Here is a 26254-nt window from a genome sequence, read left to right as displayed (position 1 = left end):
GAAACGATGCAAATCGACGCTGCCGAAAGCCTGTGCAGCGCCGTCAGCGCTGTGCCTCCGTCGCCATCTTCAGCGCCAGTCCTGCAAGGACGGTGCCCATCAGCCAGCGCTGCACCACCGCCCAGAGCGGGCGCGTGCACAGGAAGAGCGCGATGCTGCCGGCCGCGAAAGCGATCATCGCGTTGACGCTGACGCTGATGACGATCTGGATCGCGCCCAGCACGACGGACTGCGCGAGCACGCTGCCCGCCGCCGGGTCGATGAATTGCGGCAAGAGCGCGAGATAGAGCATCGCGATCTTCGGGTTGAGCAGGTTGGTGACGAAGCCCATCATGAACAGCTTGCGCGGGCTGTCATGCGGCAGGTCACGGACCTGGAAGGGCGAGCGCCCGCCCGGCCGCACCGCCTGCCAGGCGAGCCAGAGCAGATAGGCCGCGCCACCGAAGCGCAGGGCGTCATAGGCATAGGGCACGGCAAAGAGCAGCGCGGTGATGCCGAAGGCGGCACAGAGCATGTAGAAGACGAAGCCGAGCGCGACGCCGCCGAGCGAGATCAGGCCGGCCAGCCGCCCCTGCGAGATCGAGCGCGAGATCAGGTAGATCATGTTCGGGCCGGGCGTCAGCACCATGCCGAGCGCGACCAGGGCGAAGGCAAGCAGGCTCGACATCTCAGGCATGAAACAGCTCCCCGGCGCGGTGCCGGCAAACTGCACGCGGAGGCGGTTTCCGGCAAGAGCAGGGAACAGGGTGCTGCCATGCCAGTTTCTCACGCCAGCAGCAGCGCTGGAGCCGGATCCGATCGGCGCATACTCCTGGGGGCAAGCCGCATGATGATCTTCAGCCGCATTCTCTACACGGGGATATCGAGCGCGCTGCTCGCGGCCTCGGTCATGCTGATGCTGGTCGCGATCTGGCGTACCGTGACCGGGTTCTGGACCGGGGATTGGGCCCTCGAGACGATGCTCGACGGGATCGGGCTGATCATCATCGCGGTCGCCGTCGCCGATGTCGGCAAGTTCCTGTTCGAGGAGGAGGTGATCAGCGATCGTGAGCTGCGCCGCCCGGCCGAGGCGCGGGGCTCGCTGACCAAGTTCATGACGATCATCATCATCGCCCTCAGCCTGGAATCGCTGGTTCTGATCACCAAGGCATCGCGGACCTCGATGAGCGACATCGTCTATCCCGGCCTGCTCGTGCTGCTCGCGGTCGTCGCCATGGTCGGGCTCGGCCTGTTCCAGAAGCTCAGCCAGAACACCACGGCGGTGGTGCCGGACATGAAGGACGGAGAGAAGGAGAAATCCCCGTCGCGCAAGGCTCCGGCAGCGGAGGAAGCCTAGGCCGTCATTGCGAGCGAAGCGAAGCAATCCAGGAGGACTGGGCGCCCAACTGCCCTGGATTGCTTCGCTGCGCTCGCAATGACGACGGTGTGTCAGTGCGGCTCGTCGACCAGGAAGAGGTCGGTATCCTCGGGCTTGGTGCCGGCCGCCGTGAGCATGGCGTGAATCTGGCCGCGATGATGGGTCTGGTGATTGAAGAGATGCGTGATGACGAAGGCGCGCGGCTTGCCCATCTCGCGGCCGGCAGCGCCCGAATACCAGATCAGCGTGCCGCGCAGCCATTTGGCGTCCACCGCCTGCGCCCAGTCGAGAATCTGCGCGTCGCGCTCGGTGCGGAGGCGGCGGAACGCGTTCCAATCTTTCAGATAGGTCGATGAATCGCGCCCGCCGATCGGAGGCTTCGGCGTGCCGATCAGGCGCGAGAGCCAGACCTCGTCGGCCCAGAGGACGTGATTGAACGTGCCGGCGATCGACTTGAAGAAAGCGCCGCGATCACGCCAGCGGCCCTCGTCGTCGAGCTGGTCTGCGGCCTCGCAGAGACTTTTGTTCTGCCAGGCATTGTAGCGGGCCATGAGCTGGACATAGGCCGGATCGAGCATCGCTGACGGGTCCTCAGATGATATTGGCCTCCGTCAGAGGCCGGCGCGCGACGATGCGCTCGTGGCCGAGATCGGCAAGGTCGAGCGTGCGATAGCGGCCATGCAGGATGTGCTCGGCAAGCCCGCGCCCGACCGCCGGCGATTGCTGCAGGCCATGGCCGGAGAAGCCGTTGGCGAGGTAGAGATTGGGCAGGCCGACGGCCGGGCCGAGGATGGCGTTGCCGTCGAGCTCGTTCATGTCATAGGGCCCTGCCCAGGCGCGGCCGGGCTTGATCGCCTCGAAAGCGGGCACGCGATGGGCGAGCGGCGCCCAGACATGCTCCTCGAAGAAGGACCAGTCGACATCCTCGACATCGGCGTCGGTCTCGATCCATTCGCGGTCGAGCTCGGCCGGCGGCGAAGCGCCGCAGATGAACATCTGGCCCTCGTTGCCGCGTTTGCCTTCCGGCCGGCAATAGGCGCCGGACGTGTCGATCAGCAGCGGGCAATTCTCGACCTCGCCCTTGCAAGTGAAGCTGAAGACATAGCGCTTCATCGACTTGACGGGGATGGCGATGCCGGCCGTCGCCGCTAGGCGCGCGCCATGCGTGCCGGAGGCGTTGACCGCCGCGCCGCAGGCGATCCGGCTGCCATCTGCAAGCTCGACGCCGACCAGCCTGCCGCCGTCGGTGACGTAGCGGGCGACCTCGCCCTGCCGGTATTCGACGCCGAGCGCCCTCGCCTTCCTGCGAAAGGCCTGCAGCACGGCCCAGCCATCGAACCAGCCCTCGCCGCTGACGCCATAGGTGCCGCAGGCGAGGTCGGCAGTGTTCAGCCAGGCGAATTTGCTGCGCAGCATGTCCGCAGCATAAATCGCGATATCGGCGCCTTCTTCCTGTTGAAGCTTTTGATTTTGCTCAAGAATATGGCTGCCGTCCGGACTGGCCACGTAGAGGTACCCGCCTTCGTGCAGATCGATCGCCGGCGCCTCGCCGTCGACGGCCAGGTGGTTGCCGATATTGCGCAAAAAATCGATGCCGAAGAGCGAGATCCGGATGTTCACGGGGCTGGAGAATTGCTGCCTGATCGAGGCCGCCGAGAGCGCGGAGGCGGAGTAGCGATAGGTCGGATCCTTCTCGATCACGATCACCCTGCCGTTGAAGCCGGGATCGGCAGCGAGGTGATAGGCGACGGAGGAACCGATCGCGGCGCCGCCGCAAATCACGACATCGGCTGTCTCGGACGAGGAGGACATGGCGGGCCTTCGCGCTCTGCCTGCGCCGCAGCGCCAGCGAGGTTGGTGAATTCAGCGCATGAATGGCAAGGCTGAAGGCGCTTGTCGAGTGTCAGGCCGTCACGGCGAATTCGCCAAGCAGCCAATCACGGAAGGCGATCACGGTCGGCAGCCCGGCCTTGGCCTCGGGATAAACGAGGTAATAGCCCTCCGAGCCGGCGACCGGCCGGTCGACCGGGACGACGAGCGCGCCGGAGCGCAACTCCTCCTCGATCAGGAAGCGCGGCACGATGGCGAGGCCGAGCCCCGCGACGGCTGCCTGCGAGACCATGGCGAATTGCTCGAAGCGCGGGCCCATCATGGCGCGCTCGGGCGGCAGGCCCTGCTGCTCCAGCCAGTTGGCCCAGGCGCGTGGCCGGGTCGATTGCTGCAGCAGCGGCACACGCAGCATATCGGCGGCTGCGACAATGCCGGCGCGCGCGATCAGCGAAGGCGCGGCAACGGGAACCACCTCCTCGCCCATCAGGCGGTGCAATACCGCGCCGGGCCAGACCGGATCACCAAAATGGATGGCGGCGTCGACCTCCTCGCGGCTGAAATCGAACGGTACCAACCGCGTCGCGAAATTGATGGTGATGCCGGGATGGGCCTCGATGAAGCGCGGCAGGCGCGGGATCAGCCAACGTGTGCCGAAAGTCGGCAGGATGGCGAGGTTGAGTACGCCGGCCGCGCCGCGGAAGGCCATTGCGGAGACGGTGGCAGCGGCCAGTCGTGACAATCCATCACGGATCTCGGCGGCATAGGCGCTACCCGCGGCAGTGAGGCTGACACGCTTGCGCACCCGCTGGAACAGGCTGACGCCCAGGACTTTCTCAAGATGCGCCACCTGCCGGCTGACCGCGCCCTGGGTGAGGTTCAGCTCCTCGGCAGCGCGGGTGAAGCTGCCATGCCGGGCCGCCGCCTCGAAGGCGGCGAGCGCCGACAGCGAAGGCACCGAGAGGCGTCCTGGAATGAGCTCCGAGTTCATGACCTATTCTCACCAAGTGGTGAGAACATATCGGTTGCCGGAGACCTGCGGAAGCGGGCATTCTGCAATCATGCGGGTGAATGCCTATTTTCACCCCGATCCTCGCCGGGCTCGGGCACGCCTGAAACCGGGCTGAGGCTTATCGTGTTTGACGGAAGGTATGGGATCGACATGGCTGCCACCGCTCTGCCGCAGGATACGCTCGCGCTGCTGAAGCGCCTCGGAGTGTCCGACAGCGCCTTCGCCTCCAAGGGCCTGGTCGCGCATTCGCCGATCACCGGCGAGACGGTCGCCACGCTGCGCGAGACCAGCGCCGCCGAGGCCCAGGCCGCGATCGGCCGGGCCCAGGCCGCCTACCTCGCCTGGCGCAAGGTGCCCGCGCCGCGGCGCGGCGAATTCGTCCGCCTGCTCGGCGAGGAGCTGCGCACGCACAAGGCCGATCTCGGCCTGCTGGTGACGCTGGAAGCCGGCAAGGTCACCTCCGAGGGCCTGGGCGAAGTCCAGGAGATGATCGATATCTGCGACTTCGCCGTCGGCCTGTCGCGCCAGCTCTACGGCCTCACCATCGCGACCGAGCGCGCCAACCACCGGATGATGGAGACCTGGCATCCGCTCGGCGTCTGCGGCGTGATCTCGGCCTTCAACTTCCCGGTCGCGGTCTGGTCGTGGAATGCGGCGCTCGCCTTCGTCTGCGGCGACAGCGTCGTCTGGAAGCCCTCCGAGAAGACCCCGCTGACGGCGCTCGCCGTCCAGGCGATCACCGAGCGCGCGATGAAGCGCTTCGGGCCCGAGGCGCCGGTCGGCCTCTCGGAAGTGCTGATCGGCGGCCGCGAGATCGGCGATGCGCTGGTCTCCGACCCCCGCGTCCCGGTCGTCTCGGCCACCGGCTCGACCCGGATGGGCAAGGAGGTCGGCCAGAAGCTCGCCGCCCGCTTCGCCCGCGCCATCCTGGAGCTCGGCGGCAACAATGCCGCGATCGTCGCGCCCTCGGCCGATCTCGACCTCGCCCTGCGCGGCATCGCCTTCGCCGCCATGGGCACGGCCGGCCAGCGCTGCACCACGCTGCGCCGCCTGATCGTCCATGAGAGCGTCTATGACGCGCTGATCCCGCGCCTCGCCAAGGTCTATGGCAGCGTCAAGATCGGCGATCCGCGCGAGGCCGGCGTGCTGGTCGGCCCGCTGGTCGACGAGGCCGCCTATAAGGGCATGCAGGCCGCACTCTCCGAGGCGCGCGCCGCCGGCGGCAAGGTCCAGGGCGGCGAGAAGGTCGATATCGGCGCGGGCGGCTTCTATGTCCGTCCCGCGCTCGTCGAGATGCCCGAGCAGACCGGCCCGGTCGAGCGCGAGACCTTCGCGCCGATCCTCTACGTGATGAAATACAAGACGCTGGACCAGGCGATCTCGCTGCAGAACGCGGTCGGCGCCGGCCTCTCCTCCTCGATCTTCACGCTCGACATGCGCGAGGCGGAGACCTTCGTCTCGGCGGAAGGCTCGGATTGCGGCATCGCCAACGTCAATATCGGCCCGTCCGGCGCCGAGATCGGCGGGGCCTTCGGCGGCGAGAAGGAGACGGGCGGCGGCCGCGAGGCCGGCTCCGATGCCTGGAAAGCCTATATGCGCCGCGCTACCAATACGCTGAACTACGGCACGACCTTGCCGCTGGCGCAGGGCGTCAGCTTCGATGTGGATGCCTGAGGACCAGGCAGCCACGCCGTCAGTGCGAGCACCGGGGTCTTGCCTTCGGCAAGCCCGAGCACCGGCTCCGCGATGCAATCCAGGAGCGTCAGCGCTCCACGTCCCCCTGGATTGCTTCGTCGCTACGCTCCTCGCAATGACGGTGAAAGAGGAATAACGGGAGAACGACCATGACAGAGGCCGCTCGCAAGACCGCCCATGACCACAAGCCGGCCGAGTTCAACTGGGCCGATCCGTTCCTGTTCGACGAGCAGCTCACGGAAGACGAGCGGCTGATCCGCGACACGGCGCGCGACTATGCGCAGGACAAGCTGCTGCCGCGGGTCGCCGAGGCCTATCTCGAGGAGAAGACCGACCGCGCCATCTTCAACGAGATGGGCGAGCTCGGCCTGCTCGGCGTGACGCTGCCGGAAGATTATGGCTGCGCCGGCGCCAACTACGTCTCCTACGGGCTGGTGGCGCGCGAGGTCGAGCGGGTCGATTCCGGCTATCGCTCGATGATGTCGGTGCAGTCCTCGCTGGTGATGTACCCGATCTACGCCTATGGCGACGAAAGCCAGCGCAAGAAGTACCTGCCCAAGCTCGCCTCGGGGGAATGGGTCGGCTGCTTCGGCCTGACCGAGCCGGATGCCGGCTCAGACCCCGCGGGCATGAAGACCCGCGCCGAGAAGGTCGCCGACGGCTACAAGCTGACGGGATCGAAGATGTGGATCTCGAACTCGCCGATCGCCGATGTCTTCGTGATCTGGGCCAAGTCGGTCGCGCATGACAACCAGATCCGCGGCTTCATCCTCGAGAAGGGCATGAAGGGCCTCTCGGCGCCGAAGATCGGCGGCAAGCTCTCGCTGCGCGCCTCGATCACCGGCGAGGTCGTCATGGACGACGTCATCGTTCCCGAGGAGAACCTGCTGCCGAACGTCTCCGGCCTGAAGGGCCCGTTCGGCTGCCTCAACCGCGCCCGCTACGGCATTTCCTGGGGCGTGATGGGCGCCGCCGAGGATTGCTTCCACCGCGCCCGCCAATACGGGCTCGACCGCAAGCAGTTCAACAAGCCGCTCGCCCAGACCCAGCTCTACCAGAAGAAGCTCGCGGACATGCTGACCGAGATCAATCTCGGCCTGCAGGGTTCGCTCCGCGTCGGCCGGCTGATGGACGAGGGCAAGATGGCCCCGGAGATGATCTCGATCGTCAAGCGCAACAATTGCGGCAAGGCGCTGGACATCGCCCGCCTCTCCCGCGACATGCATGGCGGCAACGGCATCTCGATCGAGTACCACGTCATGCGCCACGCGGCGAACCTGGAGACGGTCAACACCTATGAGGGCGCGCATGACGTGCACGCGCTCATCCTGGGTCGGGCGATCACCGGGCTGCAGGCGTTTTTCTGAGAACTGCCATCATGGCCGGGCTTGACCCGGCCATCTCCCTATCGCGCACTACCCGAGAAACGGCCGCCGGCCGGCACGACACATCCCGAGGCCATGCTGATCAATATCGTCGATGTCGAGGCGACCTGCTGGGATGGGGCTCCCCCGGATGGCCAGGTCAACGAAATCATCGAGATCGGCATTTGCGTGCTGGACGCGGAATCTGGGGCGATTGGTCCTGCGCACTCGCTGATGGTCCGGCCCGTACTGTCAGAAGTCAGCCCGTTCTGCGTGGAGCTCACCGGCATAGGGGCGGGTGAGGCGGCAAGTGGAGGTGGCTTCGCCGAAGCCTGCGCCAGATTGACCGATGAATTCGATGCGGCAAACCGGCTCTGGCTGTCCTGGGGCGATTACGACCGCAAGCAGTTCATGCGCGATTGCGAGAACAAGCGGGTCACCTATCCGTTCGGCCCCGACCACATCAACGGCAAGGCGCTGCACGCCCGGCTGACGCAGCCGCGCAGCAAGCAGATGGGCATGGCTCGCGCCTTGGAGGCCTATGGAATGCAGCTGGAAGGCCGGCACCATCGGGGCGGCGACGACGCGCGCAATATTGCGCGGATCGTGGCGCAGCTGCTAGCCGATCATGGCCCGGCAATCCTCAGCGAGCGGAGCAAAGTAGCAGGATGACCCCTCCCCTCGCCGGCCTGCGCGTCCTCGAACTGGCGCGCATCCTCGCAGGCCCCTGGATCGGGCAATTGCTCGCCGATCTCGGCGCCGATGTCGTCAAGGTCGAGGCGCCCGAGGGCGACGACACGCGCAAATGGGGGCCGCCTTTCGTCGAAGGCGGGGATGGCGAGCACCTCTCCGCCGCCTATTTCCACTCGGCCAACCGCGGCAAGCGCTCGATCACGGCCGATTTCCGCACCGAGGAAGGCCAGGCGCTGGTGCGCCGGCTCGCCGGCCATGCCGATATCGTCATCGAGAACTTCAAGGTCGGCGGCCTCACGAAATACGGGCTCGACGCCGCGTCGCTGCGCGCAGCCTATCCGAGGCTGATCTATTGCTCGGTCACCGGCTTCGGCCAGGACGGCCCCTATGCCCCGCGTGCCGGCTACGACTTCCTGGTCCAGGGCATGGGTGGACCGATGTCGGTCACCGGCGAGCCGGCGGGCGCGCCGATGAAGGCGGGCTATGCCGTCGCCGATATCTTCACCGGGCTCTATGCCTCGACCGGCATCCTCTCGGCGCTGCGCCGGCGCGATGCGACCGGCGAGGGTGCGACGCTCGACATGGCGCTGCTCGACACGCAGATCGCCGTGCTCGGCAACCAGGCGATGAACTATCTCGTCTCGGGCAAGCCGGCGCCGCGTCTCGGCAACGCTCATCCGAACATCGTGCCCTACGACGTCTTCCCGGTCGCAGACGGGCATATCATCATCGCCACCGGCAATGACGGGCAGTGGCGCAAGCTCTGCGAGGTGCTGGGCGAGCCCGAGCTGGCCGGTCAGCCCGATTATGCTGACAATCGCTCGCGCGTCGCCAATCGCGCCGTGCTGACCGAGAAGCTGCACCTGCTGACGCAGCGCTACGGCAAGGCCGATCTGCTGGCGGCGCTGGAGAAGGTCGGCGTTCCCGCCGGGCCGATCAACGGGATCGACGAGGTCTTCGCCGATCCGCAGGTGATCGCGCGCGGCGTCAAGGTCGAGCTGCCATCCGAGGCGGCTGCCGCCGGCACGATCCCGACCGTCGCCTCGCCGATCGTGATGGACGGCGTCAGGCAGGTCGCGCCGCGCCCGAGCCCCCGGCTCGGCGAACACGCCGACGAGATTCTGAACGATCCCGCCTGGGGCGGGCCGGCTCGATGAGATATGCGGTCATTGCGAGTGCAGCGAAACAATCCAGGGGGTCTCGCGCAGTCCTCCTCGATCGCTTCATCGGCTGCGCCTCCACGCAATGACGCCAAGGACAGGGAATCAAGGCAATGGCTGAGCGTACCGGCGGACAGATCCTCGTCGACCAACTTCTGATCCACGGCGCCACCGACGCCTTCTGCGTGCCGGGCGAGAGCTATCTCGCCGTGCTCGACGCGCTGCACGACGCCAGTCTCAAGGTGACGATCTGCCGGGCCGAGGGCGGCGCGGCGATGATGGCCGAGGCCGCCGGCAAGCTGACCGGCAAGCCCGGCATCTGCTTCGTCACGCGCGGGCCGGGCGCGACCAATGCCTCGCCGGGCATCCATATCGCCGACCAGGATTCGACGCCGATGATCCTGTTCGTCGGGCAGATCGAGCGCGGCATGCGCGAGCGCGAGGCCTTCCAGGAGCTCGACTATCGCGCCGTCTTCGGCACGATGACGAAATGGGCGACCGAGATCGACGATGCCGCGCGCATCCCGGAGCTCATCAGCCGCGCCTTCCATGTCGCGACCTCCGGCCGGCCCGGCCCGGTGGTGATCGCGCTGCCCGAGGACGTGCTGACCGACCTCGCCGATGTCGCGGATGCCGAGCCCTACCAGGTCACCGAGACGCACCCTTCACTGCTGCAGACGATCGACCTGCAGAAGCGCCTCTGGGCGGCGAAATCCCCGGTTGCGATCCTCGGCGGCTCACGCTGGAACCCGCAGGCGATCGAGCGCTTCCAGCGCTTCGCCGAGCGCTTCGACCTGCCGGTCTTCGTCTCCTTCCGCCGCCAGATGCTCTTTCCGGCCGATCATCCGAATTTCGGCGGCGATCTCGGCATCGGTCCCAATCCGAAATTACTGAAGCGGATCAAGGAGAGCGATCTCGTCCTGGTCGTCGGCGGGCGGCTTTCAGAGATGCCGAGCCAGTCCTACAAGCTGTTCGGCATTCCCAATCCGGGCCGGCCTCTCGTCCACGTCCATCCCGATCCGGAAGAGCTCGGCCGCGTCTACCGCCCCTCGCTCGCGATCAACGCCTCGCCGACCGCTTTCTGCGCGGCGCTGGAGACCGTGCATCCGCCGCAGACCATTCCCTGGGCGGGTGCCGCGGCCGAGGCGCACGAGGCCTATCTCGGCTGGAGCGAGCAGCCCGCGCCGGTGCCGGGCACGTTCCATCCCGGCGAGGCCGTGACCTGGCTGCGGCGCAACCTTCCGGATGATGCGATCCTGTGCAACGGCGCCGGCAACTACGCCACCTGGGTGCACCGCTTCCACCGCTTCACCAAGTTCGCGACCCAGCTCGCACCGACCTCGGGCTCGATGGGCTATGGCGTGCCGGCCGCGATCGGAGCCAAGCGGCTGTTTCCCGAGCGGACGGTGGTCGCCTTCGCCGGGGATGGCTGCTTCCTGATGAACGGGCAGGATTTCGCGACCGCCGTGCAATACGAGCTGCCGGTGATCGTCGTCGTCGTCGATAACGGCATGTACGGCACGATCCGCATGCATCAGGAGCGCGAATACCCTGGCCGCGTCTCGGCGACGATGCTGAAGAACCCGGATTTCGCGGCCTATGCGAAAGCCTTCGGCGGCTATGGCGAGCGGGTCGAGACCACGGCCGAATTCGCACCGGCCTTCGAGCGTGCGGTCGCAAGCGGCAAGCCGGCGATCCTGCACTGCATCCTCGATCCCGAGGCGATCACGCCGGCGAAGACGCTGAGCACGATCCGCGCCGAGGCGCTGGCTGAGAAGGGCTAGTCGTCATTGCGAGGAGCGTAGCGACGAAGCAATCCAGGAAGACTGGGTGTCCAGCTGCCCCCTGGATTGCTTCGCTAGAGCATTTCCGCGTTTCTTCGAATCGCGAAAATTCTCTATCTACTTGTTTTGACGCATTTTCTTCACGCGAACCGGTATCCACTTCGCTCGAAAATGCTCTAGAGCATTTCCGCGCTTCTCTGAATCGCGAAAATTCTCTATCTCTTTGTTCTAACGCATTTTCTTCACGCGAACCGGTATCCACTTCGCTCGAAAATGCTCTATGCGCGCAATGACGGCTGTGCCTTCCCGCGCCCGAACCACATCCGGCGCAGCAGGTTGTCGTGCCAGAGCGCGATATGCACCAGCACCGCGCCAAAATGCACGGCGCCGAGGGCCAGCAGCGTGTTCCCCGCCCAATCGTGCAGGCGCAGCATCAGCTCATAGGTCGCCTTGTCCGGCCCGATCGGATGCGGCACCTGGAACAGCCCGAAATAGAGGGTGGGGATCTGGATCGGCGAAGCTGCGGCCATCAACAGGCCCGTCACCGGCAGCGCGATGACGCAGAGATAAAGCCCGCTGTGGACGGCGTCGCTGGCGAGGCGCAGCAGGCGGCCCTCATTCGCAGGCGCTGGCGGCTTGATGACCAGGCGCAGGAGCAGCCGCGCGACGACGAAGCCGGCGACGGTCAGGCCGATCGACTTGTGCAGCTGGTAAAGTTCGAAACGCTCGACCAGATTGCGCGTCTCGTCCTGCATCGGGCTGGCGATCAGGAATTGCGCCGCGATCAGGATCAGCGTCAGCCAATGCAGCGCAACGAGCGCCGGATGCCAGCGGCGCGGCCGGCCCTTGGCCTGCGGCACCGCGCCCTCGCCTGGCACGGCCCGGGCGCTCATCGCATCACCTGCCCCTTGATGACGAGATCGACCTTGTCGTCGACGACGTTGACATCCTTGCCGATGCCGTAAGCCGGCCGCAGGAAGGAACCGTCGGCATGGAATGGCAGCCTGTCGCCGCGCTTGGCTCGCTCGATGTCGCCATCAACCGTCGCCGTCACCGTGATCGGCTGCGTGACAGAGCGGATCGTGAGGTTGCCCCTGATCTCGAGGCTGCGATCGCCCATGCGCCGTACGCTGGTCGAGGTGAAGATCGCATTCGGGAAACGGCCGGTATCGAGCATGCTCTCGCCCTTGATGAAGCCGTCCATCAGCGCGGTACCGGCGGAGACCGAGCCGGTATCGATCGTGACCCTGATCCGGCTCCGTTCCGGCTGGTCGAAATCGAGCGAGAGCTGTCCCTCGAAGCGGCCGAACTTACCGGTCGCCACCACCGCCCCGAAGCGATGGGTGACGAAGCTGACCTCGGTCGAACTTCGATCGAAGCGCCAGGCCGACTGGGCCGAGGCCGGGCCGGCCAGCAGAGCGAGAGAGAGGGCGAGGAGGGGCGCGGTCGAGCGGCTCATGGCGATACCTGCCATCGTGGACACGATGGTATCTGCCGCCCGCTTGATGGCTGCGCCGTGACCGGATTCCGCTTACACGCAAAGGTGATAGGCGCTGGACCGCCTCAGCTTGCGTGCCTGCTGATCACCCCGTCGAAGGTCGAGCGGATGGCGCGCGCCAGCGCGATGCTGGCCCAGCCCTGAACGATCAGCTCGAAGGCGAGGAAGGTGCCGAGCACCCAAAGGCCGGAGGCCGGCCATTGCGCCAGGATCAGCCCGCCGAGCGCCAGCGAGAGCAGGCCGGAGATCAGGATCCAGATCCAGGCCTTCATCGGCCGGGTCTGGAAGGCGACGAAGATGCGCAGGATACCGACCGCAACCAGCATGATGCCGGCCACAAATGTCAGCGACAGCGTCGCGGCGAGCGGGTTGAGGAAGGTGTAGACGCCGAGCGCGAGATAGAGCACGCCGATCAGGACATGCATCAGCCGGCTCTTCCAGCCGCCATGCCGGGCGGCATCGACCAGCATGATGATGCCGCCGACGAAGATCATCGCGCCGAACCAGATCGCGCTGACGACGCTGAGCAGCGCCACTGCCCCCAGGCCCAGAATGCCCAGGATGATCAGGGCGATTCCGGCTGCGAGCAGCCAGCCCCAGTTGCGCCGGAGCGGAATCAGATGCGTGCCGAGGGAAGGCCGACGATGCAGCGGAGCTTCGGTCATGATCGCCAATCTCCGGTGGAAACGCCTTAAATTCCCACCGCCAGCCAATGGCGTCAATGGTGAGGGCTCAGTACGTCGCGCGGCCGCCCGAAAGATCGAACACCGCTCCGGTCGAGAAGGAACAGCGCTCGCTGGCCAACCAGGCCACCAGCTCCGCCAGCTCCTCGACTTCGCCAAGACGCCCGAGCGGGCTCTTCGCGATCATGGCCGCGACCGTCTCCGGCGACATCTGCTGGAGGATATCGGTGTCGATCGCGGCCGGCGCGACGGCGTTGACCAGCACGCCGGTCTGCGCCAGCTCCTTGCCCTGCGACTTGGTGAAGGCGATGACGCCGGCCTTGGCTGCGCTATAGGCGGAGAGCGTCGGCGTGCCCTCCTTGCCGGCGAGCGAGGCGATATTGACGATGCGACCGTAACCACGCGTCACCATCACCTCGGCCACGGCCTTGGAACACAGGAACGTGCCGGTCAGGTTGACCGCCTGCACCTTCAGCCACTGCGCAAGCGGCGTCTCGGCCACCTTGGTGGAGGGGCCCGTCAGCCCGGCATTGTTGACGAGCACTGCGATCGGTCCATGCTCGCTCTCGGTGAGCGACGTGGCGGCCGCGACCTGCTGCTCGTTCGAGACATCGCAGGCGATATGAGCCCAGCCACGCTCGAGCGGCTTGTCGAGATCCCAGACCACAGGCGTCAGCCCGTCCTGCTCGAGCCGGTCGGCAATGGCGCGGCCAATGCCCTTGGCGCCGCCGGTGACGACGGCGATCGGCGCGGTCTTCATCCTGGTCGAACTCCGCGAGATCGGGGTGCGTCAGGCGGCCTTGGCGCCTTCCAGGCGGGCAGCAACCAGCTTGCGCAGGCTGCGCAGGTCCTTGACGAAGCCGCGAATGCCCTCGGAGAGCTTTTCCGTCGCCATCGCGTCCTCGTTGAGGGCGAAGCGGAAGGCCTTCTCGTCGAGATTCAGCTTCTCCGGGGCCTTGCCGACCGTCTCGGGCGCGAGCTTGCGCGGCAGCTCGCCCGTCGCTCCGGCGAGCTCGTCGAGCAGGCCGGGGCCGATGGTCAGCCGGTCGCAGCCGGCCAGCGCCTCGATCTCGCCGGTATTGCGGAAGGAGGCGCCCATCACGACCGTATTGATGCCGTGACTCTTGTAATAGGCGTAGATGTTGCGCACCGAGACGACGCCGGGATCGGTCTCCGCCGTGTAGGGGCCGCCGCCGGCCTTGACGTGCCAGTCGAGGATGCGGCCGACGAAGGGCGAGATCAGGAAGGCTTTCGCATCGGCGCAGGCGACAGCCTGGACCAGCGAGAAGAGCAGGGTCAGGTTGCAGTCGATGCCCTCGCCCTGCAGCACCTTGGCGGCCTGGATGCCCTCCCAGGTCGAGGCGACCTTGATCAGGATGCGGTCGCGCTCGATGCCGCGCTCCTTATAGGCGGCGATGATGGCGCGAGCCTTGTCGATGCTGGCCTGCGTATCGAAGGAGAGATCGGCATCGACCTCGGTCGAGACCCGGCCCGGCACGATCTTGGCGAGCTCCGCACCGAAGGTGACGGCGAGCCGGTCACAGACCGCGTTGACGCGCGTCTCGCCGCTGCTTGCCGCTTTCCTGCCCCAGGCGATTGCCTCCTCGACAAGCGAGGCATAGGCCGATGTCTCGACGGCCTTGAGCAGCAAGGTCGGGTTCGTGGTGCAATCGACCGGCTTGAGCCGGCGCACCGCTTCGATATCGCCGGTATCGGCGACGACCGTGGTCATCTGGCGGAGCTGGTCGAGCTTGGAGGCGGTCATGGCGATCCTGCGGAATTGCTGCGGTGAACTCTGCTTCGTAGGGACGTGCGACCCTGCGGCGCAGTTCCGGTGCGGTCAAGCGGGTCATGCGCCGGGGCGGCCTGCACGAATGCTCGAAGATTATTCCGCGCCGGTGGCCATCGTATGACCTTAGCCGGCATCAAAAAATGCATCTTTGGCATGGCACGGGCCAAAATCCGGTTGCGTTGCGCCTCGGCTTGGGCTGGAAACGCTCGCGTGCAGCCGAGCCGCACATTCACGGATGTGTCATATGGCTGGTCTACCGCGACCGCTTGGCCCGATCGGGCATCCGGACAGGAGAGAAACATGCGTTCGAAAGCGGTGATCGCGCTGGCTACGGCCGGCCTTGCTCTGGGCGCCCTCGCGTCGCAGCCGGCTAACGCCGTCGAAGGCAAGCTGGTGCTTTATACCAGCCAGCCCAATACCGACGCCCAGCAGACGATCGACGCCTTCAAGGCGAAATATCCCAACGTCGACATCAGCTTCGTCCGCGACGGAACGCCGCGCGTCATGGCGAAGCTCCGCGCCGAGTTCGAGGCCGGCGCGCCGCAGGCCGACGTGCTGCTGATCGCCGATGCGGTGACGATGGAAGGCCTGAAGAAGGAGGACCGCCTCCTCGCCTATGACAAGGCCGATGTCTCGGCCTATCCGGCCGGCATCCACGATCCCCAGAAGATGTGGTTCGCCACCAAGCTGATCACCACCGGCATCGTCTACAACACCAAGGCGACGATGAAGCCGACGAGCTGGCTCGACCTGACCAAGGCCGAGGCCAAGGGCCAGCTCGCCATGCCGAGCCCGCTCAACTCGGGCGCCGCGATGATCCACACGATCACGCTGACCAGCAACCTGCCGGCCGGCTGGGGCTTCTACGAGGACCTGAAGAAGAACGGCGCACTCGCCGCCGGCGCCAATGGCGACATCCTGCGCCAGGTCGCCACCGGCGAGAAGCTCTACGGCATGATCGTCGACTTCATGCCGATCCGCGAGAAGGCCAAGGGCGCGCCGGTCGAGTTCGTCTTCCCGAAGGAGGGCGTCTCCTCGGTCAGCGAGCCGGTCGCGATCCTGAAGAGCACCAAGAACCCGGAAGCGGCCAAGGCCTTCATCGACTTCATCCTGTCCAAGGACGGCCAGGCGCTGACGCTGAAGCAGGGCTATGTCGCCGCTCATCCGGACGTCGCCCTGCCGGCCGGCTATCCCGGCCGCGACGCGATCAAGCTGATGTCCTTCGACGCCGGCAAGGCGCTCGCGGACGAGGCTGCCTCGCGCAAGCGCTTCAGCGCGATCTTCGAGTGACGCTTGCGATGAAGCGGGCTTGAGCGCATCGCGATGACGCTGGCAGCTCCAGCAGATGCGCGGCAAGCCCGCTTCCGCCCGGCCTTTCCGCCGGGGCTGACGCTTCCGGCAGGCCTGCTCCTGCCGGTCGCCGTCCTGCTCAGCGCCCTCCTGCTGGGCGCCCTGCCTTTCCTGCGGCTCGCCATCGCCGCCTTCGCCCCGGGCTGGCATTTCGCGCCCGACGCGGCGCTGACGGAAATGACCAGCCGGGCCGCGGTCACCGCGACGCTGCATACGTTCGAGACGGCCGGCTTCTCGGCGCTCGGCGCCCTGCTGATCGGCGGCACGGTGGCGCTGCTGCTCACCACCACCGATGTGCGCGGAAAGCGCCCGCTCGCCTTCGCCTTCGTCTTCTCGATGATGATCGCGCCGCAGGTGGCGGCGCTGGCCTTCCTCAGCCTGTTCGCGCCGAATTCGCAGGTGCTGGCGTTGCTCGGCCTCTCGCCGGCCCCGGGCACCCAGAACCCGCTGCTCGGCTCCGGCGGCATCATCCTGGTGATGGCGCTGCACCATGCGCCGCTGGTCGCGATCACGCTCTGGACCGGGCTGCGCAGCGTGCCGCATTCGCTGGTCGAGGCGGCGCAAATGGAAGGCGCGGCGCCGCTCACGGTCGTCACCCGCATCCTTTTGCCGGTGCTCAGGCCGCAGATCATCGCAGCGGCGCTGATCGCCTTCGTCGCCGGTATCGGCAATTTCGGCATCCCGGCCCTGCTCGGCCTGCCGGTGAACTACCTGACCCTGCCGACGCTGATCTATCGTCGGCTCTCCAGCTTCGGCCCGGCCGGGCTGCCGGATGCCGCCGCGCTCTCGCTGCTGGTCGCGCTCGTCGCGGGCCTGGGCATCGTCGCCGGCATGCTGGCGACGCGGCGCGCCGGCGGCAAGATCGAAATCGAGCGGCCGCTGGAGCCGTTCTGGCGGCTCGGCCGCGCCCGGCCCTTCGTTGCCGGCGGGCTCTGGTTCCTGCTTCTGCTCAAGCTCGGACTGCCCTTCCTGGCGCTGCTGAGCGAGGCCTTGACGCCCGCCCTCGGCGTCGCGCTCTCCTGGCAGACGTTGACCTTCGACAAATTCGCCGAGGTGCTGCTGCGCCAGAACGTGACGGTTCGCGCCTTCCGCAACTCCTTCCTCTTCGCCGCCTCGGCGGCGGTGATCCTGGCCTTCCTCTCGATCGCCTTCGCCTATGCGCTGGAGCGGCGCATGGGCAAGCTCAGGCGCGTCGTCGAGCTGGTCATAGAGTTGCCCTACGCGCTGCCCGGCGTCGTGCTCGCCATCGCCTGCATCCTGATGTTCCTGAAGCCGCTGCCGCTGATCGGCGTCAGCATCTACGCGACGCCTTTCATCATCCTCTTCGCCTATCTCGCCCGCTTCATGCCACTGGCGCTGAAAGCGCCGGTCGCGGCGATGGCGCAGATCGAGGCGCATCACGAAGAGGCGGCGAAGCTCGACGGCGTCACGCTCTGGCAGATGCTGCGCTTCATCGTGGCGCCGATCCTGGCCCCGGCCGCGACGGTGAGCGCGCTGATGGTCTTCCTCGTCGCCTTCAACGAGCTCACCGTCTCGGCGCTGCTCTGGTCGTCCGGCACCGAGACGCTCGGCGTGGTGCTGTTCAGCCTGAAGGAAGCCGGGCTCGCCGGCGAGGCGGCGGCGATCGCGATCAGCGCCTCGGTCGTCATCCTCGCGGTGATGCTGCTGCTCGATCTCAGCGCCAGGCGCCTGCCGGACAATGTCCTGCCCTGGCGGATCTAAAGCTGCCGGCCGCAGGCAAGGCCGCCTGCCGTGACCCAAAGTTAATCCAGCTTTTACCGCATTTGATCAGTTTCGACCGTAGCCGGGAGGTGCGTGGCTGTCCCGACGACTGATTTGCCTGCCGTTTCGGCCGAGTGAGTTGCCAGTACGTTTCGTAAGGATTCCGCGATGAAGTATCGCGCCGCCGTTCGCCACAAATCCGAGCCGGTCGCCGATTCGCGCAAGCTTCTCATCGTCGAAGACTCGAAGACTTTCTCGAAGGCACTGCACAAACTTCTCTCCGACGAGATCGGCCTGCCCGTCGTGACCTGCGCCTCACTGAACGAGTTGCACGAGGTGGTCACCGAGGAACCAGACGCCTATGGGATCGCGGTGGTCGACCTCAACCTGCCGGACGCTCCCGATGGCGAGGCGATCGACTTCACCGTCCAGCGTGGCATCCCAACGATCGTCTTCACGGGGAGTTTCGACGTCCAGACGCGCAGCCGGATCATGGAGCGCGACGTCATCGACTATGTCCTGAAGAACAACGAATTCGCGCTGGAGACGCTGGTCACCGCGGTAAGACGCGCCCTGACCAACCGCGAGACGCGCATCCTCGTGGTCGACGACATCAGCGTCGCGCGCAAGCATCTCGCCCGGATGCTGGCGGTCCAGCAATATTCGGTGGTCGAGGCGGGCTCGGGCGCGGAGGCGCTGTCGCTGCTGGCGGCCAATCCCGACATCCAGATCGTGATTTCCGACTACAACATGCCGGACATCAACGGCTACGAGCTGACCCGCAAGATCCGCCGCATGATCGCGCCCGACAAGGTGCGCGTGATCGGGGTCTCGTCAACGAACGACCTTGCCGTCTCGGCCGGATTTCTGAAGGCCGGAGCCAACGATTTCATCTCCCGGCCGTTCATGCCCGAAGAGCTGCAATGCCGGATCGCCAATAATGCCGACACGCTGCTGCAACTGAGGCAGTTGCAGGAACTGGCGTCGCGGGACCATCTCACCGGCCTGTTCAACCGCCGGCATTTCTTCGAGAACGGCCCGAAACTCATGAACTCGGTGAAGGCGCGCCCGGTGAGCGCGGTCGCCATTCTCGACATCGACCATTTCAAGGCGATCAACGACACGCATGGCCATGGCGTCGGCGATCAGGTGCTCGAGCTGGTCGCGCGCTGCCTGGCGGATTCGGTCCAGGGAACCGGCAACCTGCTCGCGCGGCTCGGTGGCGAGGAGTTCGCCATTCTGTTTCCAGGAATGGATCCGGCCGCGGCGATGCGCTTCAGCGACCATATCCGGCTGGATATCTCGCATGCCGCATTGAAAGTCGGCGCCGAGACGCTCTCGGTCACCGCCTCGATCGGCGTTGCCGAAGCGGACCCGGAAGACAGCTTCGACCATTGCCTGCGCGCCGCCGACCGCGCGCTCTATGCAGCGAAGGAACAGGGCCGCAACCGGGTCTGCCTGGCAGCCGCCTGAGAGGCAGGCGGCGCAGGAGCGTTCAACCGACCGCCCGGACCTGCCGCACGACCGCTTCCGCAGGTTGCTCCCCCATCAGAAGCGCACGCGCGGCCTTGGTCTCGCGCGCGATGAAATCGACGATGGCGCGGACGCGGGCGACGTCCTTCAGGTCGGCATGGACCAGCAGCCAGAAGGACCGCGTGATCGCGACGCGCTGCGGCAACACCGGCACGAGCCGTATCTCGCCTTCGGCCATGAAGTGATGGATGACGCCGATGCCCGTGCCGGCGATCACAGCATTCATCTGGGCGATCACACTGGAGCTCTGCACCTGGGCCCGCAGGCCCTTGGCGATCTCGTCGAGATAGTCGAGCTCCGGCGTGAAGATCAGATCGTCGATATAACCGACGATGCGATGGGCGAAGAGATCGTCCGGCGCCGTGATCTTCGGCATCGCGTCGAGATAGTCCTGCGAGGCGTAGAGGCCGAGCCGGTAGTCGCAGAGCTTGCGGGCGACGACCTTGCCCTCTTTCGGCGGGGCGAGCGTGATCGCGACATCGGCCTCGCGCTTCGAGAGCGAGAGCAGGCGCGGCATCGCGATGAGCTGGAGCTCGAGGCCGGGATAGGCGGCGGCGAGCTTGGCGAGGCGCGGCGCCAGGAAGGTCGAGCCGAAGCCGTCAGGCGCACCGATGCGGACCGTGCCGGCCAGCGCCATGTCGGCGCCGCCAATATCGCTCTGGATCGCCAGCGCCTCGGTCTCCATGCTCTCGGCCTTGGCGAGCAGGCGCTCGCCATGCGGCGTCAGCGTGTAGCCCTGTGGACGGCGTTCGAAGAGCTTTGCCTTGAGCGACTCCTCCAGCGACGTGACACGGCGCGAGACCGTGGCATGGTCGGCGCCGAGCCGCCGCGCCGCCGCCGTCAGGCGGCCCGAGCGCGCGACGGCAAGGAAGAAGCGTAGATCGTCCCAGTCGAAGCGTTCCATGGGAGCCCTCTCCGGTATTTGTTTTTTCGCACGGCAGGCAATCCGATATCGCTATAGCCGTGCGCAAACGAGAATGGTAGAGGAAGCCGACTTCAGGGCATCACAGCAATTCGTAGGGAGGGCGCCATGCGTCAGGTCGGACATTTCATCGGCGGCAAGCAGGTCGCCGGTACCTCCGGACGGACCTCCGACATCTACCAGCCGATGGATGGCTCGGTGATTGGCAAGGTCGCCCTCGCCTCCCCGGCCGAGGTTCGCGCCGCCGTCGAGAATGCCGCCGCGGCGCAGCCGAAATGGGCCGCGGTCAACCCGCAGCGCCGCGCCCGCGTGCTGATGAAATTCCTCGACCTGATCGCGCAGAACAATGACGAGCTCGCCGAGTTGCTCGCCCGCGAGCACGGCAAGACCATCGCCGACGCCAAGGGCGACATCCAGCGCGGCGTCGAGGTGGTCGAGTTCTCGCTCGGCGTGCCTAACCTGATGAAGGGTGAGTTCACGGACGGCGCCGGCCCGGGCATCGACATCTATTCGCTGCGCCAGCCGCTCGGCGTCTGCGCCGGCATCACCCCGTTCAATTTCCCGGCGATGATCCCGCTCTGGAAGCTCGGCCCCGCCATCGCCTGCGGCAATGCCTTCATCCTGAAGCCGTCCGAGCGCGATCCCGGCGTGCCGATGCGCCTCGCCGAGCTCTTCATCGAGGCCGGCGGCCCCGCCGGCATCTTCAACGTCGTCAACGGCGACAAGGAGGCGGTCGACGCCATCCTCGACGATCCCGATATCAAGGCGGTCGGCTTTGTCGGCTCGACCCCGATCGCGGAGTACATCTATAGCCGCGGCTGCGCGGCGGGTAAGCGCGTGCAGTGCTTCGGCGGCGCCAAGAACCACATGATCATCATGCCCGATGCCGACATGGACCAGGCGGTCGATGCACTGATCGGCGCCGGCTACGGCTCGGCCGGCGAACGCTGCATGGCGATCTCGGTCGCGGTCCCGGTCGGCAAGGCCACCGCCGACGAGCTGGTCAAGCGGCTGATCCCGCGCGTCGAGAGCCTGAAGATCGGCCCATCCACCGATTCCTCCGCCGATTACGGCCCGGTCGTCACCAGGGCGGCGATGGAAAAGATCAAGTCCTATGTCGATATCGGCATCGAGGAGGGCGCCAAGCTCGTCGTCGACGGTCGCGACTTCAAGATGCAGGGCTATGAGAACGGCTTCTATGTCGGCGGCTGCCTGTTCGACCATGTCACCAAGGACATGCGCGTCTACAAGGAGGAGATCTTCGGCCCCGTTCTCTCGGTGCTGCGCGCCGGCAGCTATGACGAGGCGCTGAAGCTCACCAACGACCACGAATACGGCAACGGCACCGCGATCTTCACCCGCGACGGCGACGCCGCCCGCGACTTCGCCTCGAAGGTCCAGGTCGGCATGGTCGGCATCAACGTCCCGATCCCGGTGCCGCTGGCCTACTACACCTTCGGCGGCTGGAAGCGCTCGGCCTTCGGCGATCTCAACCAGCATGGTCCGGACTCGATCCGCTTCTACACCAAGACCAAGACGGTGACGGCGCGCTGGCCGAGCGGCATCAAGGACGGCGCGAGCTTCGTCATCCCGACGATGGGTTGAGGCTTCGGTCGACGGAGATCAGGCCATGTTCTCCCTCACCGAAGACCAGATCGCGATCCGTGACATGGCGGCGAGCTTCTCCAAGGAGACGCTCGCGCCCCACGCCGTGCGCTGGGACGAGGAGAAGCATTTTCCGGTCGAGGAGATGCGCCAGGCGGCGGCGCTCGGCATGGGCGGCATCTACATTGCCGAGGATGTCGGCGGCTCCGGCCTTTCCCGGCTCGACGCGGCGCTGATCTTCGAGGCGCTGGCGACGGGCTGCCCAACCGTCGCGGCCTATATCTCGATCCACAACATGTGCGCCTGGATGATCGACCGCTACGGCTCGGACGAGCAGCGCCAGGCCTTCCTGCCGAAGCTGTGCTCGATGGAGCATCTGGCGAGCTATTGCCTGACCGAGCCTGGTGCCGGCTCCGATGCCGCCGCGCTGAAGACCAGGGCAGTGCGGGATGGCGACCACTATGTGCTCGACGGCCAGAAGCAGTTCATCTCCGGCGCGGGTGTCTCCGATCTCTATGTCGTGATGGTCCGCACCGGCGAAGCCGGCCCGTCCGGCATCTCGACGCTGGTCGTCGAAAAGGGCACGGCCGGCCTGTCCTTCGGCGCCAACGAAAAGAAAATGGGCTGGAACGCCCAGCCGACGCGGGCGGTGATCTTCGAGAATTGCCGCGTCCCTGTCGCCAACCGGCTGGGGCCCGAGGGCATCGGCTTCAAGATCGCGATGGCCGGGCTCGATGGCGGACGGCTCAATATCGGCGCCTGCTCGCTCGGTGGGGCGCAGGCCGCGCTCGACAAGGCCCTGGCCTATGCGCAGGAGCGAAAGGCCTTCGGCGCCCGCATCGCCGATTTCCAGGCGCTGCAGTTCAAGCTCGCCGACATGGCGACCGAGCTGGAGATGGCGCGGACCTTCCTGTGGCGGGCGGCCTCGGCGCTGGACGAAAAGGCGCCGGACGCAACGAAGCTGTGCGCGATGGCCAAGCGCGTCGCCACCGATAGCGGCTTCGAGGTCGCCAACCAGGCGCTGCAGATCCATGGCGGCTATGGCTATCTCGCCGATTACGGCATCGAGAAGATCGTGCGCGACCTGCGCGTCCACCAGATCCTCGAAGGCACCAACGAGGTGATGCGGATGATCGTGGCGCGTGGTTTGGTAGGGCGCGCCAAGGGCAATTGAGAAACGGCGTCAGTCCGGGCCTTGGGGTCTCAGAGATCGTCGGTTCGAGTCCGACCGCGACATAACGGCTAGAGGGGAGAGACGACCATGACCAATATCGCCTTCATCGGACTCGGCAATATGGGCGCGCCGATGGCCGGCAATCTCGTCAAGGCGCAGTACAAGGTCGTCGCCTTCGATCTCGTGCAGTCCTCGATGGAAACCGCCGCCCATCTCGGCGTCGGTCTCGCCACCTCCGCGCAGGAAGCCGCGAAGACCGCCGAGATCATCGTGACCATGCTGCCGGCCGGCAAGCATGTGCTCAGCGTCTGGGCCGATATCCTGCCGGTGGTGAAGCCCGGTACCCTCTTGATCGACTGCTCGACCATCGATGTCGATTCAGCGCGCAAGGCCCATGCGATGGCGGCCGAATTGAGCTGCCTGTCGCTCGATGCCCCGGTCTCCGGCGGTGTCGGCGGCGCCAGGGGGGCGACCCTGACCTTCATGGTCGGCGGCTCGGAAGAGGCCTTCGGCAAGGGCGAGGAAATCCTCGCCCATATGGGCCGGCGCGTCGTGCATTGCGGCCCGGCCGGCAACGGCCAGGTCGCCAAGATCTGCAACAACATGATCCTGGGCATCTCGATGATCGGCGTCTGCGAGGCCTTCGTGCTGGCCGAGAAGCTCGGCCTGTCGCATGAGGCGCTCTACGATGTCGCCTCGACCTCATCCGGCCAATGCTGGTCGCTGACGACCTATTGCCCCGTGCCGGGCCCCGTGCCGAACTCGCCAGCCAATAACAGCTACAAGGCCGGCTTCGCCTCGGCGCTCATGCTGAAGGACCTCAAGCTGTCGCAGGAGGCGGCGCAGGCCGCGGGCGCCTCGACACCGCTCGGCGCCGCCGCGGCGCAACTCTACGGGCTGCATAATGCCTGGGGCGAAGGCAGCACGGATTTCTCCGGCATCATCCATTTGCTGCGCGGGCGCACCTAAAGCACGCGCCAAGCAAGTTGCCTGGGCCTGTTCCGATCGCAAAAGTGCATGCCACTCTTGCGGAGCAAACTCTGACGTGAGCGCGCCTGTGTCACCCGAAAACCGGTTTCCACTTTTCGGCATCATGCTCTAGGACGGAGGCATGAACGACGCCTCGCCTCGCCACCGCGAACGCTCCGCCCTGACGGGCTTCGCCACCAGCAATCTCGACCGGAGGGCGGACCTGCGCGACAAGCCGGACGCGGTCCAGGCGCTGCGCCTGCGTTCCGATACGCGGCTTGCGGTCGTCGCCGGTGACACGCCGGTGCTGAAGCGGCTCGACGAGGAGACGCAGTCGGTCTGGTTCAGCCATTCGGAAACCGAGGTGCTCGGCCAGGGCTTCGAGGAAGTCTTTCTCGGCGTCGACCCTGCGGGGGCGCCGCGTTTCGCAAGATTGCTCGACAAGACGATGGTCGAGCCGCTGCGCGAGCGGCCGGAGCTGCTGCTCACCGACCTGCGCTCCGTCGCCCTGAAGCGCCTCGTCCCGAACGAGGAGCTCGGCCCGCTCGGCGAGGGCAAGGCGATGCTCGACTGGCATGCGCGCCATCGCTTCTGCGCCCAGTGCGGCGCGCCGACCAAGCTCGAATCGGCCGGCTGGAAGCGGCAATGCGATGCCTGCGGCGCGCAGCATTTCCCGCGCACCGACCCGGTCGTGATCATGCTCGCCGTGCGCGGCGACAAATGCCTGCTGGCGCGGCAAGCCCGCTTTGCGCCGGGCATGTATTCCTGCATCGCCGGCTTCGTCGAGCCGGGCGAGACCTTCGAGGACGCGGTTCGCAGGGAGACCTGGGAAGAAGCCGGGCTTCGCGCGGGCACTGTGCGCTACATCGCCTCGCAGCCCTGGCCCTTCCCCGGTTCGCTGATGATCGGCTGCCTGGCGGAGTCCCTGAACGACGACATCGTGCTCGATGGCACCGAACTGGAGGCCGGGCGCTGGTTCAGCCGCGAGGAGGCGCTCCAGATGCTCGAGGGCAAGCACCCTGAAGGGTTCACCAGCCCCCAGCACCTGGCGATCGCGAATACGATCCTGGGGGCCTGGGCGGTCGAGGGCGAGGAGCCGTAGGGCGCACCTGGCCCCTCCCCGTGCGGGAGAGGATCGGGGCAAGGGCGAGGCGACGATTGCCGCGCCTCGACTGGAAACGTGGGCGCGCCCCCTCATCCGGCGCTTCGCGCCACCTTCTCCCGCAGGGGGAGAAGGGCGGAACAGCTCGCGCGACGATTACTCCCCCGGCTCGGCAAAGCTCTCGCGAAACGCGTTCGCCGAGTAGACGCCCAGGATCTTCATCTCGCGGGAAAAATATTCCAGCTCGGTCAAAGCGCGCTTCAGCGCCGGGTCGTCGGGGTGGCCCTCGACGTCGCAGTAGAACATCGTCGCCGAGAAATGGCCGTCGACCATGTAGCTCTCGAGCTTGGTCATGTTGATGCCGTTGGTGGCGAAGCCGCCGAGCGCCTTGTAGAGCGCGGCCGGGATGTTGCGGACGCGGAACATCAGCGTCGTCACGGTCTTGGCCGAGCCCTGGCGGGCATATTCCGGATATTTCGAGAGCACGACGAAGCGGGTCGTATTGTGCTTCTCGTCCTCGATATCCTCCATCAGGATCTTGAGGCCGTAGACCTCGGCGGCGATATGCGGCGCGATCGCGGCCCGGGTGATGTCGCCGGCCTCGGCGACCTGCCGGGCCGAGCCCGCCGTGTCGGCCGCGACCTCGGCCTTGAGGCCGAGCTTGCGGATGATCTTGCGGCATTGGCCGAGCGCATGGATGTGGCTCTGCACGGTCTTCAGCGTCGCCAGCGTGGCGCCCTCGACCGCCATCAGGTGAAAGCGGATCGGCAGGAAATGCTCGCCGATGATGTGCAGGCCGGAGCGCGGCAGCAGGTGATGGATATCGGCGACGCGGCCAGCGATCGAATTGTCGATCGGGATCATGCCGTAGCGCGCGGTGCCATCGCTGACGGCCGAGAGCGCGTCCTCGAAGGTGGCGCAGGGCAGCAACTCGCAATCGGGGAAGACCTGGAGGGCGGCCTGCGAGGAGAAGGCGCCGGGCTCGCCCTGGTAGGACACGATGACAGACATT

24 protein-coding genes are annotated in these 26254 nt (G+C 66.5%); 13 read left to right on the top strand and 11 right to left on the bottom strand.

All coding sequences use genetic code 11. From position 1 onward, the window contains the following. Positions 1-43: 43 nt before the first annotated feature. Positions 44-676: a LysE family translocator gene (locus EV560_RS33545; RefSeq protein WP_131860215.1), complete on the bottom strand. Its 633-nt coding sequence runs from the start codon at positions 674-676 to the stop codon at positions 44-46. A gap of 150 nt (positions 677-826) precedes the next feature. Here EV560_RS33545 and EV560_RS33540 point away from each other — a divergent pair, with 150 nt between their 5' ends. Further along, positions 827-1336 (top strand): hypothetical protein, encoded by a 510-nt coding sequence (locus EV560_RS33540; protein WP_131860214.1) that lies wholly within the window; start codon positions 827-829, stop codon positions 1334-1336. Between the two features lie 92 nt (positions 1337-1428). Here the strand turns inward: EV560_RS33540 and EV560_RS33535 are convergent, their stop codons facing one another. The 3 genes from EV560_RS33535 to EV560_RS33525 all read right to left on the bottom strand — a co-directional run bounded on the left by EV560_RS33535 (position 1429) and on the right by EV560_RS33525 (position 4175). After that, complete coding sequence (locus tag EV560_RS33535) at positions 1429-1935, bottom strand: DinB family protein (protein WP_131860213.1); 507 nt, start codon at positions 1933-1935, stop codon at positions 1429-1431. Between the two features lie 13 nt (positions 1936-1948). After that, a complete protein-coding gene (locus EV560_RS33530; protein WP_131860212.1) occupies positions 1949-3169 on the bottom strand; it encodes an NAD(P)/FAD-dependent oxidoreductase in 1221 nt (406 codons plus the stop codon). A 91-nt stretch (positions 3170-3260) separates the two neighbouring features. After that, positions 3261-4175, bottom strand: coding sequence for a LysR family transcriptional regulator (locus tag EV560_RS33525; RefSeq protein WP_131860211.1), 915 nt, complete (start codon positions 4173-4175; stop codon positions 3261-3263). Between the two features lie 171 nt (positions 4176-4346). Between EV560_RS33525 and amaB the strand changes: the two genes are divergently transcribed. From amaB to EV560_RS33500, 5 genes are all read left to right on the top strand, one after another. Further along, positions 4347-5870: an L-piperidine-6-carboxylate dehydrogenase gene (amaB, locus tag EV560_RS33520; protein ID WP_131860210.1), complete on the top strand. Its 1524-nt coding sequence runs from the start codon at positions 4347-4349 to the stop codon at positions 5868-5870. Positions 5871-6040: 170 nt separating this feature from the next. Further along, positions 6041-7258 (top strand): acyl-CoA dehydrogenase, encoded by a 1218-nt coding sequence (locus EV560_RS33515; protein ID WP_131860209.1) that lies wholly within the window; start codon positions 6041-6043, stop codon positions 7256-7258. Positions 7259-7351: 93 nt separating this feature from the next. Beyond that, on the top strand, positions 7352-7927 hold the full coding sequence (locus EV560_RS33510; protein ID WP_131860208.1) for a 3'-5' exonuclease: 576 nt from the start codon (positions 7352-7354) through the stop codon (positions 7925-7927). Next, positions 7924-9105: a CaiB/BaiF CoA transferase family protein gene (locus EV560_RS33505; protein ID WP_131860207.1), complete on the top strand. Its 1182-nt coding sequence runs from the start codon at positions 7924-7926 to the stop codon at positions 9103-9105. The genes EV560_RS33510 and EV560_RS33505 overlap by 4 nt, the downstream gene beginning before the upstream one ends. 116 nt (positions 9106-9221) lie before the next feature. After that, positions 9222-10892 carry a thiamine pyrophosphate-binding protein gene (locus EV560_RS33500; RefSeq protein WP_131860206.1) on the top strand — a complete coding sequence of 557 codons (1671 nt, stop codon included), beginning with the start codon at positions 9222-9224 and terminating at the stop codon, positions 10890-10892. A gap of 278 nt (positions 10893-11170) precedes the next feature. Here the strand turns inward: EV560_RS33500 and EV560_RS33495 are convergent, their stop codons facing one another. The 5 genes from EV560_RS33495 to tal form a co-directional block, all read right to left on the bottom strand. Continuing rightward, complete coding sequence (locus EV560_RS33495) at positions 11171-11785, bottom strand: cytochrome b (protein WP_131860205.1); 615 nt, start codon at positions 11783-11785, stop codon at positions 11171-11173. Continuing rightward, a complete protein-coding gene (locus EV560_RS33490) occupies positions 11782-12366 on the bottom strand; it encodes a YceI family protein (RefSeq protein WP_248312339.1) in 585 nt (194 codons plus the stop codon). The genes EV560_RS33495 and EV560_RS33490 overlap by 4 nt, the downstream gene beginning before the upstream one ends. An 89-nt stretch (positions 12367-12455) precedes the next feature. Beyond that, positions 12456-13055, bottom strand: a complete 600-nt coding sequence (locus EV560_RS33485) for an HdeD family acid-resistance protein (protein ID WP_131860203.1) — start codon at positions 13053-13055, stop codon at positions 12456-12458. 67 nt (positions 13056-13122) lie between these two features. Further along, positions 13123-13833 carry an SDR family NAD(P)-dependent oxidoreductase gene (locus EV560_RS33480; protein ID WP_131860202.1) on the bottom strand — a complete coding sequence of 237 codons (711 nt, stop codon included), beginning with the start codon at positions 13831-13833 and terminating at the stop codon, positions 13123-13125. A gap of 30 nt (positions 13834-13863) precedes the next feature. Next, a complete protein-coding gene (gene tal, locus EV560_RS33475) occupies positions 13864-14838 on the bottom strand; it encodes a transaldolase (RefSeq protein ID WP_131860201.1) in 975 nt (324 codons plus the stop codon). Positions 14839-15165: 327 nt separating this feature from the next. On the opposite strand from tal, the gene EV560_RS33470 reads away from it, so the two are divergent. From EV560_RS33470 to EV560_RS33460, 3 genes are all read left to right on the top strand, one after another. Beyond that, entirely contained in the window at positions 15166-16155 is a 990-nt protein-coding gene (locus EV560_RS33470; protein WP_131860200.1) for an ABC transporter substrate-binding protein, read from the top strand. Positions 16156-16188: 33 nt separating this feature from the next. Continuing rightward, entirely contained in the window at positions 16189-17937 is a 1749-nt protein-coding gene (locus EV560_RS33465; protein ID WP_131860199.1) for an ABC transporter permease, read from the top strand. A gap of 168 nt (positions 17938-18105) precedes the next feature. Continuing rightward, the gene (locus EV560_RS33460) at positions 18106-19410 is read left to right on the top strand and encodes a diguanylate cyclase (RefSeq protein WP_131860198.1); all 1305 of its coding nucleotides are present in this window, start codon (positions 18106-18108) and stop codon (positions 19408-19410) included. A 22-nt stretch (positions 19411-19432) separates the two neighbouring features. On the opposite strand, the gene EV560_RS33455 is transcribed toward EV560_RS33460, so the two are convergent. After that, on the bottom strand, positions 19433-20374 hold the full coding sequence (locus EV560_RS33455; RefSeq protein ID WP_131860197.1) for a LysR family transcriptional regulator: 942 nt from the start codon (positions 20372-20374) through the stop codon (positions 19433-19435). Positions 20375-20500: 126 nt separating this feature from the next. Here EV560_RS33455 and EV560_RS33450 point away from each other — a divergent pair, with 126 nt between their 5' ends. The 4 genes from EV560_RS33450 (at position 20501) to nudC (ending at position 25242) form a co-directional block, all read left to right on the top strand. Further along, entirely contained in the window at positions 20501-21997 is a 1497-nt protein-coding gene (locus EV560_RS33450) for a CoA-acylating methylmalonate-semialdehyde dehydrogenase (protein ID WP_131860196.1), read from the top strand. 25 nt (positions 21998-22022) lie between these two features. Further along, positions 22023-23171 (top strand): isobutyryl-CoA dehydrogenase, encoded by a 1149-nt coding sequence (locus EV560_RS33445; protein ID WP_131860195.1) that lies wholly within the window; start codon positions 22023-22025, stop codon positions 23169-23171. 87 nt (positions 23172-23258) lie between these two features. Beyond that, entirely contained in the window at positions 23259-24140 is an 882-nt protein-coding gene (gene mmsB, locus EV560_RS33440) for a 3-hydroxyisobutyrate dehydrogenase (protein ID WP_131860194.1), read from the top strand. A gap of 142 nt (positions 24141-24282) precedes the next feature. After that, complete coding sequence (gene nudC / locus EV560_RS33435; protein ID WP_131860193.1) at positions 24283-25242, top strand: NAD(+) diphosphatase; 960 nt, start codon at positions 24283-24285, stop codon at positions 25240-25242. Between the two features lie 156 nt (positions 25243-25398). Here nudC and EV560_RS33430 read toward each other — a convergent pair whose 3' ends face one another. Further along, entirely contained in the window at positions 25399-26253 is an 855-nt protein-coding gene (locus EV560_RS33430) for a prephenate dehydratase (RefSeq protein WP_131860192.1), read from the bottom strand. Position 26254 lies beyond the last annotated feature (1 nt).

Origin of the sequence: Allobosea sp. BK604, assembly GCF_004341515.1 — a bacterium.
Classification (GTDB): Bacteria; Pseudomonadota; Alphaproteobacteria; order Rhizobiales; family Beijerinckiaceae; genus Allobosea.
The sequence above is the reverse complement of the archived record's forward strand: the minus strand, read 5'-3'. Positions and strand labels throughout refer to the sequence as shown.

What these genes read in the sequence shown, in the direction of transcription:
- EV560_RS33545 (WP_131860215.1), bottom strand. Translation starts at nt 676, where the DNA reads ATGCCTGAGATGTCGAGCCTGCTTGCCTTCGCCCTGGTCGCGCTCGGC.
- EV560_RS33540 (WP_131860214.1), top strand. Translation starts at nt 827, where the DNA reads ATGATGATCTTCAGCCGCATTCTCTACACGGGGATATCGAGCGCGCTG.
- EV560_RS33535 (WP_131860213.1), bottom strand. Translation starts at nt 1,935, where the DNA reads ATGCTCGATCCGGCCTATGTCCAGCTCATGGCCCGCTACAATGCCTGG.
- EV560_RS33530 (WP_131860212.1), bottom strand. Translation starts at nt 3,169, where the DNA reads ATGTCCTCCTCGTCCGAGACAGCCGATGTCGTGATTTGCGGCGGCGCC.
- EV560_RS33525 (WP_131860211.1), bottom strand. Translation starts at nt 4,175, where the DNA reads ATGAACTCGGAGCTCATTCCAGGACGCCTCTCGGTGCCTTCGCTGTCG.
- amaB (WP_131860210.1), top strand. Translation starts at nt 4,347, where the DNA reads ATGGCTGCCACCGCTCTGCCGCAGGATACGCTCGCGCTGCTGAAGCGC.
- EV560_RS33515 (WP_131860209.1), top strand. Translation starts at nt 6,041, where the DNA reads ATGACAGAGGCCGCTCGCAAGACCGCCCATGACCACAAGCCGGCCGAG.
- EV560_RS33510 (WP_131860208.1), top strand. Translation starts at nt 7,352, where the DNA reads ATGCTGATCAATATCGTCGATGTCGAGGCGACCTGCTGGGATGGGGCT.
- EV560_RS33505 (WP_131860207.1), top strand. Translation starts at nt 7,924, where the DNA reads ATGACCCCTCCCCTCGCCGGCCTGCGCGTCCTCGAACTGGCGCGCATC.
- EV560_RS33500 (WP_131860206.1), top strand. Translation starts at nt 9,222, where the DNA reads ATGGCTGAGCGTACCGGCGGACAGATCCTCGTCGACCAACTTCTGATC.
- EV560_RS33495 (WP_131860205.1), bottom strand. Translation starts at nt 11,785, where the DNA reads ATGAGCGCCCGGGCCGTGCCAGGCGAGGGCGCGGTGCCGCAGGCCAAG.
- EV560_RS33490 (WP_248312339.1), bottom strand. Translation starts at nt 12,366, where the DNA reads ATGGCAGGTATCGCCATGAGCCGCTCGACCGCGCCCCTCCTCGCCCTC.
- EV560_RS33485 (WP_131860203.1), bottom strand. Translation starts at nt 13,055, where the DNA reads ATGACCGAAGCTCCGCTGCATCGTCGGCCTTCCCTCGGCACGCATCTG.
- EV560_RS33480 (WP_131860202.1), bottom strand. Translation starts at nt 13,833, where the DNA reads ATGAAGACCGCGCCGATCGCCGTCGTCACCGGCGGCGCCAAGGGCATT.
- tal (WP_131860201.1), bottom strand. Translation starts at nt 14,838, where the DNA reads ATGACCGCCTCCAAGCTCGACCAGCTCCGCCAGATGACCACGGTCGTC.
- EV560_RS33470 (WP_131860200.1), top strand. Translation starts at nt 15,166, where the DNA reads ATGCGTTCGAAAGCGGTGATCGCGCTGGCTACGGCCGGCCTTGCTCTG.
- EV560_RS33465 (WP_131860199.1), top strand. Translation starts at nt 16,189, where the DNA reads ATGACGCTGGCAGCTCCAGCAGATGCGCGGCAAGCCCGCTTCCGCCCG.
- EV560_RS33460 (WP_131860198.1), top strand. Translation starts at nt 18,106, where the DNA reads ATGAAGTATCGCGCCGCCGTTCGCCACAAATCCGAGCCGGTCGCCGAT.
- EV560_RS33455 (WP_131860197.1), bottom strand. Translation starts at nt 20,374, where the DNA reads ATGGAACGCTTCGACTGGGACGATCTACGCTTCTTCCTTGCCGTCGCG.
- EV560_RS33450 (WP_131860196.1), top strand. Translation starts at nt 20,501, where the DNA reads ATGCGTCAGGTCGGACATTTCATCGGCGGCAAGCAGGTCGCCGGTACC.
- EV560_RS33445 (WP_131860195.1), top strand. Translation starts at nt 22,023, where the DNA reads ATGTTCTCCCTCACCGAAGACCAGATCGCGATCCGTGACATGGCGGCG.
- mmsB (WP_131860194.1), top strand. Translation starts at nt 23,259, where the DNA reads ATGACCAATATCGCCTTCATCGGACTCGGCAATATGGGCGCGCCGATG.
- nudC (WP_131860193.1), top strand. Translation starts at nt 24,283, where the DNA reads ATGAACGACGCCTCGCCTCGCCACCGCGAACGCTCCGCCCTGACGGGC.
- EV560_RS33430 (WP_131860192.1), bottom strand. Translation starts at nt 26,253, where the DNA reads ATGTCTGTCATCGTGTCCTACCAGGGCGAGCCCGGCGCCTTCTCCTCG.